This is a genomic window from Mycolicibacterium flavescens (genome assembly GCF_001722335.1).
Lineage (GTDB): Bacteria > Actinomycetota > Actinomycetes > Mycobacteriales > Mycobacteriaceae > Mycobacterium > Mycobacterium flavescens.
This window is the reverse complement of sequence record NZ_MIHA01000004.1, coordinates 259,358-274,995: the sequence shown is the minus strand read 5'-3', so window position 1 is coordinate 274,995 and position 15,638 is coordinate 259,358. Positions and strand designations below refer to the sequence as shown.

Genomic DNA, 15,638 nt, shown 5'->3' with positions numbered 1-15,638 from the left:
AATGTGGGCGATTCTATGTCTGCTCGCCGGGATGTCGGCCGGCTCGGCTGCTCCCGTAAGCTGCCTGTTTGTGGCTCTTCGGCGCAGGCTCGGCGTGATGGGTGGGACGTTCGACCCCATCCACAACGGTCACCTGGTGGCCGCCAGCGAGGTGGCCGACCGGTTCGAGCTCGACGAGGTGGTGTTCGTGCCGACCGGTCAGCCGTGGCAGAAGCGCGCCGTCACCGCCGCCGAGGACCGCTACCTGATGACGGTGATCGCCACGGCGTCCAACCCCCGGTTCAGCGTGAGTCGCGTCGACATCGACCGCGGCGGGCCCACCTATACCAAGGACACCCTCGGCGACCTGCACCGGCTCAACCCGGACGCCGACCTGTTCTTCATCACCGGCGCCGACGCGCTGGCCTCGATCCTGACGTGGCAGAACTGGGAGGAGATGTTCGCGATCGCCAGTTTCGTCGGCGTGAGCAGACCCGGTTACGAACTCGACGGCAAGCACGTCGCGGCCGCGATCAAGGAACTGCCCGAGGACGCGCTGCAACTCGTCGAGGTGCCCGCGCTGGCGATCTCCTCGACCGACTGCCGCGAGCGCGCCGGACAGAACCGGCCGATCTGGTATCTGGTCCCCGACGGTGTGGTCCAGTACGTCACCAAACGCAAACTCTATGCCGCCCAACCACTCACAACACAGGGGAAGCACGAATGAGCGCCTCCGACGAAGCCGTCCAGATGGCCACCGTGGCCGCGCGGGCGGCCGCGTCCAAACTCGCCGACGACGTCGTCGTCATCGACGTCTCCGGCCAACTCGTCATCACCGACTGCTTCGTCATCGCCTCGGCCTCCAACGAGCGGCAGGTCAACGCGATCGTCGACGAGGTGGAGGAGAAGATGCGTCAGGCCGGCCACAAGCCCGCCCGTCGCGAGGGCACCCGGGAAGGTCGTTGGACGCTGCTCGACTACGTCGACATCGTGGTGCACATCCAGCACCAGGACGAGCGCAACTTCTATGCGCTGGACCGGTTGTGGCGTGACTGCCCGGTACTGCCGGTCGACCTGGACTCGCCCGCCCCGGACGGTGAGCAGTGAGGGTGCGCCGACTGGTGATGCTGCGGCACGGCCAGACCGAGTACAACGCGGGTAGCCGGATGCAGGGTCAACTCGACACCGACCTGACCGACCTGGGCCGCGAGCAGGCCGTTGCGGCGGCCGAGGTGCTGGCCAAGCGCCAGCCACTGGTGGTCGTGTCCTCGGATCTGCGCCGGGCCTCGGACACCGCGGTGGCGCTCGGCGAGCGCGCCGGCCTGCCGGTGCACGTGGACACCCGGCTGCGCGAAACCCATCTGGGGGAGTGGCAGGGGATGACGCACCACGAGGTCGACGCCATAGCGCCCGGGGCTCGGCTGGTGTGGCGCAACGACTCTCGCTGGGCGCCGCCCGGCGGGGAGAGCCGGGTCGACGTCGCCGCGCGCAGCCTGCCCGCGGTGACCGAGCTGATCGAGCGTTACCCCGACTGGGGCGCCGTCGACCCCGACCGTCCGGTGGTGCTGGTCGCCCACGGCGGGCTGATCGCGGCACTGACCGCCGCGCTGCTCGATCTGCCGGTCGAGAACTGGCCGATCCTGGGCGGTATGGGCAACGCCAGCTGGGTGCAGCTGTCCGGGCACGGCGACCCCGGGGGCCTGCGATGGCGCCTCGACGTGTGGAACGCCTCGGCGCAGGTGGCCGGCGATGTCCTCTGAGCGTCCGACGCTGCTGATCTTCTGCGACTCGCTGTCCTATTACGGCCCGACCGGCGGGCTGCCCGCCGACGACCCTCGGATCTGGCCGAACCTCGTTGCCGCCCAGCTGGACTGGGACGTCGAGGTGATCGGGAGGATCGGCTGGACCTCCCGCGACGTGTGGTGGGCGGCGACGCAGGACCCGCGGGCGTGGGCAGCGCTGCCGCGGGCGGGCGCCGTGGTGTTCGCGACCGGCGGGATGGACTCGCTGCCCTCACCGCTGCCGACCGCGCTGCGCGAACTGATCCGCTACGTGCGGCCGCCGTTCCTGCGGCGCTGGGTGCGCGACGGCTACGGCTGGCTGCAGCCACGGCTGTCGCCGGTGTCGCGCGCGGCCCTGCCGCCGCACCTGACCGCCGAGTACCTCGAGATGACGCGCGGCGCCATCGATTTCAACCGGCCCGGCATACCCGTTGTGGCCTGTCTGCCGTCGGTGCACATCGCCGACACCTACGGGCGGGCCCATCACGGCCGTGAGGGAACCGTGCGGGCGATCACCGAATGGGCGGAGCGCCATGATGTTCCGCTCGTCGACCTCAAGGCCGCGGTCGGCGAGTACGTGATGAGCGGGCAGGGCAACCCGGACGGGATCCACTGGAACTTCGAGGGGCATCGCGCGGTGGCCGACCTGATGCTCAAGGCGCTCGCCGAAGCCGGCATCCCATGTCCGTAGTGGTGGTCACCGACTCGTCGTCGCGACTGGCGCCCGACGAGTGCAAGCAGTGGAACATCCGTCAGGTCCCGCTGCACGTGCTGGTCGACCTGATCGATCTCCGCGACGGTATCGACGAGGTGCCCTACGACATCCACGCGGTGCCGCGGGCCACCACCGCCGGCGCGTCGCCCGCCGATCTGGCCGAGACCTACCAGCATGCGCTGCGCGACAGCGGCGGCGACGGCGTTGTGGCGGTGCACCTCTCGGCGGCGCTGTCGAGCTCCTACAGCTCGGCCGTGCAGGCCGCCCGCGAGTTCGGCTCGGCGGTGCGGGTGGTGAACTCGCGGTCGGCGGCGATGGGCGTCGGGTTCGTCGCGCTGGCCGCCGCGCACGCCGCCGCGGCCGGCGCCGACGTGGATTCCGTTGAGGCCGCAGCGCGTTCGGCCGTGGAGCGCAACCACGCGTTCATCGTCGTGCACCGGCTCGACAACCTGCGGCGCAGCGGCCGGATCGGGACCGCGGCGTCCTGGCTCGGGACCGCGCTGTCGCTCAAACCGCTGCTGCGCCTCGACGTCGACGGCCGCCTGGTGCTCGATCAGCGCATCCGCACGATCGGCAAGGCACATGCCGCGATGATCGACCGCGTCGTCGAGTTGGTGGGCGAACGACGCGCGTCGATCGCGGTGCACCACGTCGACAACCACGACGGCGCCGATCAGGTCGGCGCCGCGTTGACCGACCGCCTGCCGCAGGTGGAGTCGCTGTCGGTCTGCGATATGGGACCGGTGCTGTCGATTCACGTCGGCGCCGGGGCGATCGGCGTCGTCGTCCAGACCGCGGAGTAGTTCCTGCCCCTCGACGACCTCGTTGCCACGACTATCGGTAAGTGATAACTTACCGTTCGTGACGGCTTACCAAGAGGCCGATGCGTGGGTGGCGATGGCCGACCGCACCCGACGGTCCATCGTCGAGCGGCTCGCGCACCGGCCCATGGCAGTCGGTGAGCTGGCCCGTGAGCTGCCGGTCAGCCGTCCGGCGGTGTCCCAACACCTCAAGGTGCTCAAGCGGGCCGGTCTGGTGTGCGATCGCGCCGACGGGACCCGGCGCGTCTACCAATTGGAACCGGCCGGCCTCGCGGCCATGCGAGACGAACTCGACCGGTTCTGGATGCGGGCCCTGGAGGGCTTCCAGCGGATCGTCGAAGAGGAGAGCGATCATGACCGCTGACCGTGCGACCGTCGTCCGGCACGAGATCACCGTCAAAGCGCCGATCGAGAAGGCGTTTTCGGTGTTCACCGAGCGCTTCGGCGACTTCAAACCCCGGGAGCACAACCTGCTCGGGGTGCCGATCGTCGAGACGGTGTTCGAGGCCCGCGTCGGCGGGCACATCTACGACCGCGGCAGCGACGGCAGCGAGTGCAGATGGGCCCGGGTCGTCGCCTACGAACCGCCCGACCGCGTGGTGTTCATGTGGGACATCGGCCCGACGTGGCAGGTCCAGTCCGACCCCGAGAAGGCCAGCGAGGTCGAGGTGCTGTTCACCGCGCAACCCGACGGGCGGACCCGCGTGACACTCGAACACCGCCACATCGACCGCCACGGCGACGGCTGGGAGGCGGTGGCCTCCGGTGTCGACGGCGACGGCGGTTGGCCGCTGTACCTTCGCCGCTACATCGACCTGGTCGACCGGTGACGCCGGCACCCGACCTCATGCAGTTGGCCCACGCCGAGCGGGCCGACCTGGCCGAACTGCTGGCCGACCTGACTCCACAGGAATGGTCGCGTCCCAGCCTGTGCACGCGGTGGACGGTCAAAGACGTTGTCGCGCACGTCGTCAGCTATGAGGGGCTGGGCGTTCCTGCGCTGGCGCGCCGGTTCGCCAAGGGTTGGGTGGTGCGCACCAACCAGGTCGGTGTCGACGAACTGTCCGGGCTGTCGACCGAGGAACTGCTCGACCGACTGCGCCGTCACCTGACACCGTCGGGTCTGACGGCCGGGTTCGGCGGGATGATCGCCCTCGTCGACGGCACCGTGCACCACCAGGACATCCGGCGTGCCCTGGACCGCCCCCGCGTCATGCCGGCGGACCGGTTGGCGCGGATCCTGCCGCTGATCCCGGGCAATCCCCGGCTGGGTGCCGGACGCCGGATCAGGGGACTGACGCTGCGCGCAACCGACGTCGACTGGCGGCACGGCAGCGGCCCGGAGGTCAGCGGGCCGGGCGAGGCGCTGATGATGGCGATGACCGGGCGGCCTGCGGCGCTCGCCGACCTCAACGGCCCGGGGAAAGCGACTCTGGCGCAGCGGCTCTGAGCTGGCCGGCCACGCGGCCGGTGACCGGGGGCAGATCCTTGAGCGTGACGATCCCCGGCGGCGCGGCGACGACGGCGGGCACCGCGTTGGTGACCGGCAGCGCGGTGTAGATCATGCCCAGGCCCATGAAACCCGGCTCGGTCCAGTCCCGCGGCGGCAGGCAGTGCAGCACCGTGCGCATGTTCGGAAGCCCGAAAACCTGGATCACATGCCCGTGTTCGAGCGGCTTGGGTGGGGTGACGTGTTCACCCATGATCCAGTTGAACCCGACGCTGACCACGTTGCGCTCACCGACCCAGCCGCGGTGGTAGCCGTAGACCCCCGCGACCGTTCCCTTCGGGATCTGCATGAAGCCGAGGTCCGAATCACCGGTGGCGGCGGTGAACTCGACGTCGAAGGTCATCCGGTCCAGTCGTGCGCCGATCGCGTCGGCCATCATCGCCGCCGATTCGGCGAACACCTCGCTCTCGCGGCGGACCGACTCGGCCAGACCCGGTGTGTCGGGGTCCTGGGAGAAACCCATCGCGGTCTGCGTGCCCGCCGACTCGTAGGTCGAGCAGTCCACCGACTCGGTGATGCGGATCTCGTCGACCCGCTCGCATGCGCCGCTGAGCACCATGCCGACCATGTTCGACATCCCCGGGTGCGCCCCGCTGCCGAAGATCGTGGAATTGCCCTTCTCGCAGGCTTTTCGGATGCGGTCGAGGTCGTCGGGAGTCTGCTTGCCGCCGGTGATCCACGCCGCGCTGGAGCAGACATTGACCCCGGCTTCCAGCAGGGCCACCAACTCGTCGACGTTCGGCCACAACGGGTTGTAGCAGCACGCGTCGGGCTTCTGCGCGAGCAGCGCGCCGATGTCGTTGGTGGCCGCGACCCCGGTGGGTCGGCCCCAGCCCGCCAGGTCCGCGGCGTCGACACCGACCTTGTCCGCGCCGTGGGCGTACACCCCGACCAGCTCCATGTCGTCGCGGCAGAGGATCGCGTGCAGCGATCGTCGGCCGATGTTGCCGGTGGTCCACTGGATGACGCGCAGCTTCGGTGTCACGAATTCTCCTCGGTGCCAATCGGTCACATGTGGGTGCCGCCGTCGATGCGGACCTCGGTGCCGGTGACGAAGTACGCCTCGGGCGCGGCGAGCATGGCAACGACGGCGGCGACCGCGTCGGGTCGGGCGAACATCCCGCCGCCCTCGACCGCCAGCGTCGGCGTGATCTTGCCGAACAGCGTGTAGTCGGCGTCCTCAGGCAGGCCCGGCCCGATGCTCTGCCTGGATTGCCCTGTGCCGTCGGTCATTCCCGACGAAATGGAACCCGGCTGTACACAGTTGAAGCGGATTCCGGCCTTGCTGAACTCCAGTGCCAGAGTGTGCGTCATCGCCTGGATCCCGCCCTTGGACGCCGCGTACGCCGCCATGTACGGGTGCGCGTAGTTGGCCGAGGTGGAGCTGAAGTTCACCACCGCGGGCGCGGTCCCGGTGAGCAGCGCCGGTATCGCCGCTCGGGTGACCAGGAACGTCCCGATCAGGTTCACCCGCAGCACGTGCTCGAAATCGGCGAGCGTGGTGTCGGTGAAGTGCCAGGAGCGCAGGATGCCCGCGCCGTTGACCAGCGCGTCGAGTCCGCCCATCGCGGCCACGGCCGAGGCCACGCCGTCGATCACCGAGTCCTCGCTGCCCACATCGACCACCGTGGTGGTCAGCCGTGCGCCGGAATCGCCGGCCTTGGTTCGGGTGTCGGCCAGCCCGGACTCGCTGACATCGGCCGCGACCACGGTGCCGCCTTCGTCGAGGATGCGCAGCGCGGTGGCCTGTCCGATGCCCGACCCGGCTCCGGTGATCAGCACTCGACGGTCGGTGTATCGCTGCAGAGTCACCCGGGGAATGCTAGCGGCATCGTGGGCGCAGATCGGCGGATTACCGCTCCGACGATTCGTCGGCGGGAGCGTCGGGCCCGGTTCCGGTTTCGTCGGGAGCATCGGTCGGCGCGTCGAGGGTGTCCGCGTCGGTGTCCTCGCCGCCGTCTTCGGGCAGCGACAACGCCACCCCCAGCGCGAGGAAGAACGCGACGAACAGCGGGCCGCCCAGGTAGATGTTCATCGGTCCACCCGGTGAGATGAAGCTGCCGGGCGGCCCGATGATCGTGATGGTCTCGATCAGTTGCTCGACGGTGAACACCGCGGCGGCGATCCCGACCCAGCGCGGGAACCGACCCTCGTTCGCCGCCAACAGAACCGGCGCGGCCACCATGATGTTGGCCACCGTGAGGATCGGCATCGACATCGACACGACGTCGGCGAGCGTGCGTGCGGTCGCGGACCCGAGTTCGCTCGGGTGCAGCGCCAGACCCGCGGTGAACCACGTCGCGACGGTGATCTTCGTCAGCACCAGCGCCGAGCCGATGGTGAACATATAGGCGTACGCGCCGGCGAGCCGGCTGCGGACGTGGCTGAGCACGACGACGAGCGCGAGCGCGGCGAAGGCCACCAGCAGCGCCTGCGTGCGCATCGCGGTGGCGTTGTCGTTGATGTGGGCGACGACGGCCAGGCCGGACTCGCCGATTCGGGGCAGCGGCGGAACCGTCGCCAGCGCAACGCCGTACAGCACCGCGAACGTGACGCCGGCGGCGATCGGCACACGACGCTCCACAGCGACAACTGTAGACATGCCGGTTATCCCCAACGCTGATTTCATCCCCAGGGCGCGTCGTGCGCCGCCCCGGTCGCATCTGGGCGTCGGCACCCGGGCCTAGCGTTCGACACATGCGAACCGAACTGCCTGCGCAGCGACTGCAACGACGGCTGGGCGCCGGTGTCGAGACCTGCCCCGGCGCCGAACCCGGCTCCCGCGACGCCGAGGGTGACGACCCGCCGGACACCGCGTTGACCCGCTGGTTGCCCGACACCCCGAACGGCGGTGTGGCGGGGTGGGTGGCGACCGTGCGGACCGACCCCGGCCGGGCCGGCATGCTCGGGCTGGCCGGCCTCGGCGCGGTCGCGGTTCTGGTGACGGTCTTCGTGCTGATGCGCAATGACAGCCCGGCGGTGGCCGCGGCGAAACTGCCTCCGGTACAGATGGTCTCGTCGGCCAGCCCGACGCCGAGCGCCGAACCGGCCGGGCCCGTGGTGGTCAGCGTGGTCGGGCTGGTGCACAAACCCGGGCTGGTCACCCTCGATGCGGGGGCGCGGATCGCCGACGCGCTCACCGCCGCCGGCGGGCCGCTCGACGGCGCCGACCTGCTGGGCCTGAACATGGCCAGACGGGTGGGCGACGGTGAGCAGATCGTGGTCGGGATCGCCGCGCCGCCGGGCGAACCCACCGCGATGGGAAGTTCGGTCAACGCCGACACCGCGACGACGGCGGGCGCACCGCCCGCGCAGGGGCTCGACGCACCGCAGGGCGGCTCGGTCGACCTGAACACCGCGACCCTCGAACAACTCGACGCCCTCCCGGGGATCGGGCCGGTGACCGCGACGGCGATCATCGCCTGGCGCGACGCCAACGGCCGGTTCTCCTCGGTTGAACAACTCGGCGACGTCGACGGCATCGGACCGGCGCGGCTGGAGAAGCTGCGCAACCTCGTCCATGTGTGACGTCGGTGGACGGCGCCGACGCGAGCCCACTCGATCTGCGCCTGGTTCCGGCGGCAGTCACCGCCTGGGCGGTGACCGCGTCGGGCATCCTCTGGCACACCGCGGGTGCGGTGCTCGCCGCCCTCGTCGCGGTCGCAGCGACGGCCGCGGTCGGGTGGTTCGCTGATGCGCGCCGGCCAGGCGGGCGAACCGTCGGCCCGGGCGTGCTGGCGGTCGCGGCGGTGGGGTGCGCGTTCGCGGTCGCGATCGGGCTGCAGGTCGGCCAACTGCGTGAGCACCCGGTGGCGCAGCGCTACGGCACGCTCGCCTCCGTCGTCGTCACGCCCACCGAGACACCGCGGGTGATCGGCGCGCGCACGATGTTCCGCGCCTCGCTGCTGCTGCTCGACGGCCACGAAGTATCCGGCCGGGTCGTGGTTTTCGCCTCGACCGGCGATGTCGCCGAGCTGACCGCGGGCACCCCGGTACGGCTGAAAGCGCGGATCGGCCGGCCGACCCGGCGCGACCTGACGGTCGCGGTGCTGTCCGCGGTCGGCGACCCGACGCTGGGTGAGGCAGCGGCCATCCACCGGGCGGCGCACGGGGTGCGTGCCGAGTTCGCCGCCGCCGCCCGCCGCTCGCTGCCGGTCGATCAGGCCGCGACGCTGCCGGCGCTGGTGCTCGGCGACACCTCGGCGGTTCCGCGCCCAACCACCGAGGAGTTCCGGGCGGCCGGGCTGACGCACCTGACCGCGGTGTCGGGGGCCAACGTCACGATCGTGTGCGGAGCGGTGCTGCTGTCGGCCGGGCTGATCGGGCCCCGCTTCGCGGTCGCCGTCGCCGCCGTCGCGCTGCTGGCGTTCGTCGTGGTCGTCCAACCCACCGCCAGCGTGCTGCGCGCCGCGGTGATGGGCGCGATCACGCTGCTGGCGGTGCTGTCGTACCGGCGGCGCCAGGCCATCCCGGCGCTGTCGGCCAGCGTGCTCGTGCTGATGATCGCCGCGCCCGAGCTGGCGGTCGACATCGGGTTCGCGCTGTCGGTGTCGGCGACGGCCGCGCTCGTCGTGATCGCCCCGGTGTGGTCGCGTCGGCTGGTCGCGCGCGGGTGGCCCAAACCGCTGGCCGATGCGGTCAGCGTGGCGGTCGCCGCGCAACTGGTCACCGCGCCGCTCGTCGCGGGCATGGCGGGAACGTTCAGCGTCGTGGCCGTGGCGGCCAACCTCGCGGTGGCGCCCGTCGTCGTGCCGATCACGGTGCTCGGTACCGCGGCCGCGGCGCTGAGCCCGCTGTGGCCGGCCGGCGCGGGGCTGCTGATCCGCTTCACCGGCCCCGAGCTGTGGTGGCTGCTGGGCGTCGCGCGGTGGGCGGCGAGCGTGCCGGGCGCCTCGCTCGCGGTGCCGTCCGGCCCGGCCGGCGCGGCGGTGATCGCGGCCGCGGGGATCGCGCTCGTCGGCGCGTGGCGCTGGCGGTGGGTGCGCCGCGCGGCGTTCGGGGCGACGATCTGCCTGCTGGCGTGGACGGTTTCGGGCCTGTCGGGCGGACGTGACACGATCGGGGGGTGAGCGAAGAGTCGCAGTTGCACCTGGTGCTCGGGGACGAGGAGTTGCTCGTCGAACGCGCGGTCGCGGCCGTGCTGCGGGACGCGCGCGTCAAGGCCGGCACCCAGGACGTGCCGGTCGACCGGCTGCGCGCCGGCGACGTCAGCACCAGCGAGCTCGCCGAACTGTTGAGCCCGTCGCTGTTCGCCGAGGAACGGGTCGTGGTCCTCGAATCCGCGGGCGAGGCGGGCAAGGACGCCGTCACGCTGATCGCCGACGCCGCAGCGGATCTGCCGCCGGGCACCGTGCTCGTCGTCGTGCACTCCGGCGGCGGCCGCGCGAAGGCTCTCGCCGAACAACTCAAAAAGCTTGGCGCACAAGTGCACCCGTGCGCGAGGATCACCAAGGCCGCCGACCGCGCTGACTTCGTGCGGCGTGAATTCCGCACGCTGAAAGCGAAAGTCGGCGACGACACGGTGACCGCGGTGCTCGACGCCATCGGCTCGGACCTTCGCGAACTGGCGGCGGCCTGCTCGCAGCTGGTCACCGACACCGGCGGTGCGGTCGACGCCGCCGCGGTGCGCCGCTACCACTCCGGCAAGGCGGAGGTGAAGGGGTTCGACATCGCCGACAAGGCGGTCGTCGGTGACGTCGCCGGTGCGGCCGAAGCGCTGCGGTGGGCGATGATGCGCGGGGAGCCGCACGTGGTGCTCGCCGACGCGCTGGCCGAAGCCGTGCACACGATCGCCCGGGTCGGCCCGCTGTCGGGGGACCCCTACCGGTTGGCGTCGGAGCTGGGCATGCCGCCGTGGCGCGTGCAGAAGGCGCAGAAACAGGCGCGGCGGTGGTCACGCACCTCGGTCGCCGAGGCGATGCGTCTGGTGGCCGCGCTCAATGCCGATGTGAAGGGCGCCGCCGCGGATGCGGACTACGCGTTGGAGTCGACGGTCCGTAAGGTCGCCGAACTCATCGAGGACTGAACTCGAGGAGCGCGCGCGTCGATCAGAGCTTGTTGAGCGCCGAGGCGAGCGCCGACTTGCGGTTGGCGGCCTGGTTCTTGTGGATCACGCCCTTGCTGGCGGCCTTGTCCAGCTGGCGGCTGGTCGAGGCGAGCAGCTCGGTGGCCTTGTCCTTGTCGCCGGCCTCGACGGCCGCCCGGAAGCCGCGGACCGCCGTGTGCAGCGACGACTTGACCGACTTGTTGCGCAGCCGGCGCCGCTCGTTGGTCTTGATCCGCTTTTCCTGCGACTTGATGTTGGCCACGCGTGTAGTCCTTCGTAAATCCGGTTAGGGGTTGCCCAAAGTCTGGTAGGCGCCCGGTAGCCGGGCAGCGAGGGTTCAGGTTACCAGCGGTGTGGGTAAATGCCCAAAGTGACTCTCCTGGCCTGCCGAAACGTCCGAAGTGCTGCAGCATGTCAGGGATGAGCCTGCGAACGCCCCGCGCCCGGGCAGCGGATGTCGCCGCCCCCAGCCCGAGCGCCCGGTCCCGCGGCAACGGCAAGGCGCCCAAGCGGTACGACGGTGTCTTCGCCGGTTACAGCGACCGGGGTAGCTACGTAAACGCCTTCGACGAGATGTTCGACGGCCAGGGCAACGTCCGCGGCCCGTACAAGGGCATCTACGCCGAGCTCGCCCCGTCGGACGCCTCCGAGCTCGAGGCCCGCGCCGAAGCGTTGGGCCGCGCATTCGTCGACCAGGGCATCACGTTCTCGCTGTCGGGTCAGGAGCGGCCGTTCCCGCTGGACCTGGTGCCGCGGGTGATCTCGGCGGCCGAGTGGACGCGCCTCGAACGCGGCATCATCCAGCGGGTCAAGGCGCTCGAGCTGTACCTCGACGACATCTACGGCGAGCAGGAGATCCTGCGCGACGGCGTCATCCCGCGCCGGCTGATCACCTCCTGTGAGCACTTCCACCGCGAGGCCGTCGGCATCACCCCACCCAACGGGGTGCGCATCCATGTCGCGGGCATCGACCTGATCCGCGACGCCAAGGGCGACTTCCGGGTCCTGGAGGACAACCTGCGTTCCCCGTCCGGGGTGTCCTATGTGATGGAGAACCGCCGCACCATGGCGCGGGTGTTCCCGAACCTGTTCGCCACCCACCGGGTGCGCGCGGTCGGCGACTACTCGTCGCACCTGCTGCGGTCGCTGCGCAACGCCGCGGCCAACAACGTCGCCGACCCGACCGTCGTCGTGCTGACCCCCGGTGTGTACAACTCGGCGTACTTCGAGCACTCGCTGCTGGCCCGGCAGATGGGCGTGGAACTGGTCGAGGGCCGCGACCTGTTCTGCCGCGACAACGCCGTCTACATGCGCACCACCGAAGGCGAGCGGCAGGTCGACGTCATCTACCGCCGCATCGACGACGACTTCCTGGATCCGATGCAGTTCCGGCCCGACTCGGTGCTCGGGGTGGCCGGGCTGCTCAACGCCGCGCGCGCCGGCAACGTCGTGATCTCCAGCGCCGTCGGCAACGGCGTCGGCGACGACAAACTCGTCTACACCTACGTGCCGACGATCATCGAGTACTACCTCGGCGAGAAGCCGTTGCTGGCCAACGTCGACACGCTGCGCTGCTGGCTCGACGACGAACGCGAAGAGGTCCTCGACCGCATCGACGAGCTGGTGATCAAACCGGTCGAAGGGTCCGGCGGGTACGGCATCGTGTTCGGGCCGGACGCCTCGGAGAAGGAACTGGCCACGATCGCCAAGAAGATCCGCAACGATCCGCGCGGCTGGATCGCGCAGCCGGTGATGCAGCTGTCGACGGTGCCGACCCAGATCGGCGACCAACTGGTGCCGCGGCACGTCGACCTGCGTCCGTTCGCGGTCAACGACGGTGACGACGTGTGGGTGCTGCCCGGCGGGCTGACCCGCGTCGCGCTGCCCGAGGGCTCGCTGGTGGTGAACTCCAGCCAGGGCGGTGGGTCCAAGGACACCTGGGTGCTGGCGTCGCGCACCTCGGTCGCCGACCGCGAACTCGGCGCCGCCGAGGTGGTGCGGTCGCTGCCGAAGTCCGCGCGCGGACCCAAGGCCGAGAGCTCGGACTCGCAGACCCAAGACCAACAGCAGCAGTAGGCGGTGATCTGACATGTTGGCCCGCAACGCCGAATCGTTGTACTGGATCGGCCGTTACGTCGAACGCGCCGACGACACCGCGCGCATCCTCGACGTCACCGTGCACCAGCTACTGGAGGATTCCAGCGTCGACCCCGACCAGGCGTCGCGCACACTGCTGCGGGTGCTGGGGATGGAACCGCCCGACGACCAACCCCTCGACGTGTGGTCGCTGACCGACATCGTGGCGTTCAGCCGGGGCACGCAGGGCTCCATCGTCGACGCGATCTCCGCGGCACGCGAAAATGCCCGCGGCGCACGCGAAGTCACCTCCACCGAGATCTGGGAGTGCCTCAACACCACGTACAACGCGCTGGCCGAGCGGGAACGGGCCGCCAAAAGGCTCGGCCCGCACGAATTCTTGTCGTTCGTCGAGGGTCGGGCCGCGATGTTCGCCGGGCTGGCCGACTCGACGCTGTCCCGCGACGACGGGTACCGGTTCATGGTGCTGGGCCGCGCGATCGAACGCGTCGACATGACGGTGCGGCTGCTGCTGTCGCGGGTGGGCGACAGCGCGTCGTCGCCGGCCTGGGTGACGCTGCTGCGCTCGGCAGGCGCGCACGACACCTATCTGCGGACCTACCGCGGGGTGCTCGACGCCGGCCGGGTGGTCGAGTTCATGCTGCTGGACCGGTTGTTCCCGAGGTCGATCTTCTTCTCCCTGCGGCTGGCCGAGCACAGCCTCGACGAGCTGATGAACCGGCCGCACAGCCGGCTCGGCGCCACCGCCGAAGCGCAGCGGCTGCTGGGCAGGGCACGCAGCGAGCTGGAGTTCCTGCGCCCGGGCGTGCTGCTCGAATCACTCGAGCAGCGGCTGGCCAACCTGCAGAAGACGTGCGCCGATGTCGGAGAAGCGTTGGCGCTGCAGTACTTCCACTCCGCGCCGTGGGTGGCCTGGCACGACGCCGGCCACAACGGGACGCTGGTCATCGAGGAAGGCGAAATCTGATGTGGCGGCTGCGGGTGGTGCACTCGACCGGTTATGCCTACAAGTCGCCGGTGACCGCTTCGTTCAACGAGGCGCGCTTGACGCCGCGGTCGGATTCCCGGCAGAACGTCATCCTCAACCGGGTGGAGACGGTCCCCGCCACGCGGTCCTACCGCTACGTCGACTACTGGGGCACCGCGGTCACCGCGTTCGACCTGCACGCCCCGCACACCGAACTGGAGGTGACGTCGTCGTCGGTGGTCGAGACCGATCCCGACCAGATGCCCGACGACGAAGTGACCTGGGAGGACCTGCAGTCCGAGGCCGTCGTCGACCGGTTCGACGAGGTGCTCGCGCCCTCCCACTACACCCCCGACAGCAAGCGGATCCGGCGGGTCGGCCAGCGGATCATCAAGGACCACACGCCGCGTGAGGCCGTCACCGCGGCGGCGAACTGGGTGCACAGCGAACTCGCCTACGTCGCGGGCACCACCGGCGTGCACTCGTCGGGGCTCGACGCCCTGCGCGAAGGTAAGGGGGTCTGCCAGGATTTCGCGCACCTGACGCTGATCCTGCTGCGCTCCATGGGGATTCCGTCACGATACGTGTCGGGGTATCTGCATCCGCATCGCAGCGCCGTGGTCGGGGACACCATCGACGGGCAGAGCCACGCCTGGGTGCAGGCCTGGACGGGCGGTTGGTGGAACTACGACCCGACCAACGACGCCGCGATCAACGAGCAGTACGTCAGCGTCGGCGTGGGCCGCGACTACTCGGATGTCAGCCCGCTCAAGGGCATCTACTCCGGTGAGGGGTCCACCGACCTCGACGTCGTCGTCGAGATCACCCGGCTGGCCTGAGCGCTCTCAGCGCTTGCCGCACACGCCGGGATGGACCTCGACGCGCAGCAGGTCGTCGCCCAGCTCGATCTGGCGGTCGAAACGCTCGGCGGCCAGGGCACGCCACTCGTCTTCCTGGCCGGGTTCGATGCCGGGCACGTAGTGGGTGAGGATGAGGATCCCGACACCGGCGCGCGCCGCGGTGTCGGCGGCCTGCTCCACCGAGGAGTGGTAATCGCAGATGTCGCGGATGCGCTGCATCGGCATCTTGTCGATCAGATCCGAGCGGATCACGGTGTGCACCAGTGCACCTGCGCCCGCGGCCAATTCGTCGAGGGTGTCGCAGGGGACGGTGTCGCCGGCCAGCACCACCGAGGCATCGGCGTGCTCGACGCGGAACCCGATCGTCGGCGCGACGGGCCGGTGGTCGGTGGGCGCGGCCCGGATCGTCACGCCGTCGCTGTTCCACACCTCGCCGTCTGTGTACTCGAACACCTGCACCGGCGGCGGACCGGTCAGGTCGGCGTGGTGGGCGATGCGGTACCCGATGTCGAAGCCGAACGCCTTGAGGGTGGCGTCGACGACCTCGGCGGTGCCCGGCGGGCCGATGATCGGCAGCGGCGCCGGATCGGGGGTGAAGGTCGAGACCCAGCGGGTGATGATGACGTCGCCGAGGTCGGCGATGTGGTCGCTGTGCAGGTGGGTCAGCAGCAGCGCCGAGAGCCCGTTGGCGGCGGCGCCGGCGGCGGTCATCCGCTGCTGTACGCCGCGACCGCAGTCCACCAGGAACGTCTGCCCGCCCGCGCGGACCAGCGTCGACGGGCCGGCCCGCCGGGCGTCGGGGATGGGGCTTCCGGTGCCGAGCAAAGTGACCTCGATCATGGCCCCACATATACCTGACGGC

General features: G+C 70.4%; 19 protein-coding genes. 14 read left to right on the top strand and 5 right to left on the bottom strand.

Features of this window, described 5'->3' with window-relative positions; all coding sequences use genetic code 11:
* Positions 1 to 31: 31 nt before the first annotated feature.
* The 8 genes from nadD to BHQ18_RS07480 are packed head-to-tail and all read left to right on the top strand — an operon-like array spanning position 32 to position 4,746.
* On the top strand, positions 32 to 706 hold the full coding sequence (gene nadD / locus BHQ18_RS07515; protein WP_084293944.1) for a nicotinate-nucleotide adenylyltransferase: 675 nt from the start codon (positions 32 to 34) through the stop codon (positions 704 to 706).
* Complete coding sequence (gene rsfS / locus BHQ18_RS07510) at positions 703 to 1,086, top strand: ribosome silencing factor (RefSeq protein ID WP_069412957.1); 384 nt, start codon at positions 703 to 705, stop codon at positions 1,084 to 1,086. Before nadD ends, rsfS begins: the two co-directional genes overlap by 4 nt.
* Entirely contained in the window at positions 1,083 to 1,739 is a 657-nt protein-coding gene (gpgP, locus tag BHQ18_RS07505) for a glucosyl-3-phosphoglycerate phosphatase (RefSeq protein WP_069412956.1), read from the top strand. Before rsfS ends, gpgP begins: the two co-directional genes overlap by 4 nt.
* A complete protein-coding gene (octT, locus tag BHQ18_RS07500; RefSeq protein ID WP_069412955.1) occupies positions 1,729 to 2,451 on the top strand; it encodes a diglucosylglycerate octanoyltransferase in 723 nt (240 codons plus the stop codon). Before gpgP ends, octT begins: the two co-directional genes overlap by 11 nt.
* Complete coding sequence (locus tag BHQ18_RS07495) at positions 2,442 to 3,278, top strand: DegV family protein (protein WP_069412954.1); 837 nt, start codon at positions 2,442 to 2,444, stop codon at positions 3,276 to 3,278. Before octT ends, BHQ18_RS07495 begins: the two co-directional genes overlap by 10 nt.
* Positions 3,279 to 3,336: 58 nt before the next feature.
* Entirely contained in the window at positions 3,337 to 3,660 is a 324-nt protein-coding gene (locus tag BHQ18_RS07490; RefSeq protein ID WP_069412953.1) for an ArsR/SmtB family transcription factor, read from the top strand.
* Positions 3,650 to 4,126: an SRPBCC family protein gene (locus BHQ18_RS07485; protein WP_069412952.1), complete on the top strand. Its 477-nt coding sequence runs from the start codon at positions 3,650 to 3,652 to the stop codon at positions 4,124 to 4,126. Before BHQ18_RS07490 ends, BHQ18_RS07485 begins: the two co-directional genes overlap by 11 nt.
* 17 nt (positions 4,127 to 4,143) lie before the next feature.
* Positions 4,144 to 4,746 (top strand): maleylpyruvate isomerase family mycothiol-dependent enzyme, encoded by a 603-nt coding sequence (locus BHQ18_RS07480; RefSeq protein ID WP_069413043.1) that lies wholly within the window; start codon positions 4,144 to 4,146, stop codon positions 4,744 to 4,746.
* Here BHQ18_RS07480 and BHQ18_RS07475 read toward each other — a convergent pair.
* From BHQ18_RS07475 to BHQ18_RS07465, 3 genes are read right to left on the bottom strand one after another with little or no spacing between them, the layout of a single operon-like run.
* On the bottom strand, positions 4,706 to 5,791 hold the full coding sequence (locus BHQ18_RS07475) for an NAD(P)H-dependent amine dehydrogenase family protein (RefSeq protein ID WP_069413042.1): 1,086 nt from the start codon (positions 5,789 to 5,791) through the stop codon (positions 4,706 to 4,708). The two genes, BHQ18_RS07480 and BHQ18_RS07475, sit on opposite strands and share 41 nt — an antisense overlap.
* Before the next feature lie 23 nt (positions 5,792 to 5,814).
* A complete protein-coding gene (locus BHQ18_RS07470) occupies positions 5,815 to 6,612 on the bottom strand; it encodes an SDR family NAD(P)-dependent oxidoreductase (RefSeq protein ID WP_084293943.1) in 798 nt (265 codons plus the stop codon).
* A 46-nt stretch (positions 6,613 to 6,658) separates the two neighbouring features.
* Positions 6,659 to 7,390, bottom strand: a complete 732-nt coding sequence (locus BHQ18_RS07465; RefSeq protein ID WP_069412950.1) for a hypothetical protein — start codon at positions 7,388 to 7,390, stop codon at positions 6,659 to 6,661.
* 113 nt (positions 7,391 to 7,503) lie between these two features.
* On the opposite strand from BHQ18_RS07465, the gene BHQ18_RS07460 reads away from it, so the two are divergent.
* Genes BHQ18_RS07460 through holA form a run of 3 tightly spaced genes read left to right on the top strand, consistent with a single transcriptional unit; the run spans position 7,504 to position 10,831 of the window.
* Positions 7,504 to 8,334 (top strand): ComEA family DNA-binding protein, encoded by an 831-nt coding sequence (locus tag BHQ18_RS07460; RefSeq protein ID WP_069412949.1) that lies wholly within the window; start codon positions 7,504 to 7,506, stop codon positions 8,332 to 8,334.
* A complete protein-coding gene (locus BHQ18_RS07455) occupies positions 8,331 to 9,875 on the top strand; it encodes a ComEC/Rec2 family competence protein (RefSeq protein WP_234794105.1) in 1,545 nt (514 codons plus the stop codon). Before BHQ18_RS07460 ends, BHQ18_RS07455 begins: the two co-directional genes overlap by 4 nt.
* Complete coding sequence (holA, locus tag BHQ18_RS07450; protein WP_069412948.1) at positions 9,872 to 10,831, top strand: DNA polymerase III subunit delta; 960 nt, start codon at positions 9,872 to 9,874, stop codon at positions 10,829 to 10,831. The genes BHQ18_RS07455 and holA overlap by 4 nt, the downstream gene beginning before the upstream one ends.
* A 22-nt stretch (positions 10,832 to 10,853) precedes the next feature.
* Here the strand turns inward: holA and rpsT are convergent, their stop codons facing one another.
* Entirely contained in the window at positions 10,854 to 11,114 is a 261-nt protein-coding gene (gene rpsT / locus BHQ18_RS07445; protein ID WP_069412947.1) for a 30S ribosomal protein S20, read from the bottom strand.
* Between the two features lie 158 nt (positions 11,115 to 11,272).
* On the opposite strand from rpsT, the gene BHQ18_RS07440 reads away from it, so the two are divergent.
* From BHQ18_RS07440 to BHQ18_RS07430, 3 genes are read left to right on the top strand one after another with little or no spacing between them, the layout of a single operon-like run.
* A complete protein-coding gene (locus tag BHQ18_RS07440; RefSeq protein ID WP_372516632.1) occupies positions 11,273 to 12,928 on the top strand; it encodes a circularly permuted type 2 ATP-grasp protein in 1,656 nt (551 codons plus the stop codon).
* Positions 12,929 to 12,941: 13 nt separating this feature from the next.
* Positions 12,942 to 13,916, top strand: a complete 975-nt coding sequence (locus BHQ18_RS07435; protein ID WP_069412946.1) for an alpha-E domain-containing protein — start codon at positions 12,942 to 12,944, stop codon at positions 13,914 to 13,916.
* Positions 13,916 to 14,755 carry a transglutaminase family protein gene (locus BHQ18_RS07430; RefSeq protein ID WP_069412945.1) on the top strand — a complete coding sequence of 280 codons (840 nt, stop codon included), beginning with the start codon at positions 13,916 to 13,918 and terminating at the stop codon, positions 14,753 to 14,755. Before BHQ18_RS07435 ends, BHQ18_RS07430 begins: the two co-directional genes overlap by 1 nt.
* A 6-nt stretch (positions 14,756 to 14,761) precedes the next feature.
* Here the strand turns inward: BHQ18_RS07430 and BHQ18_RS07425 are convergent, their stop codons facing one another.
* Positions 14,762 to 15,616 carry a ribonuclease Z gene (locus BHQ18_RS07425; protein ID WP_069412944.1) on the bottom strand — a complete coding sequence of 285 codons (855 nt, stop codon included), beginning with the start codon at positions 15,614 to 15,616 and terminating at the stop codon, positions 14,762 to 14,764.
* Positions 15,617 to 15,638 lie beyond the last annotated feature (22 nt).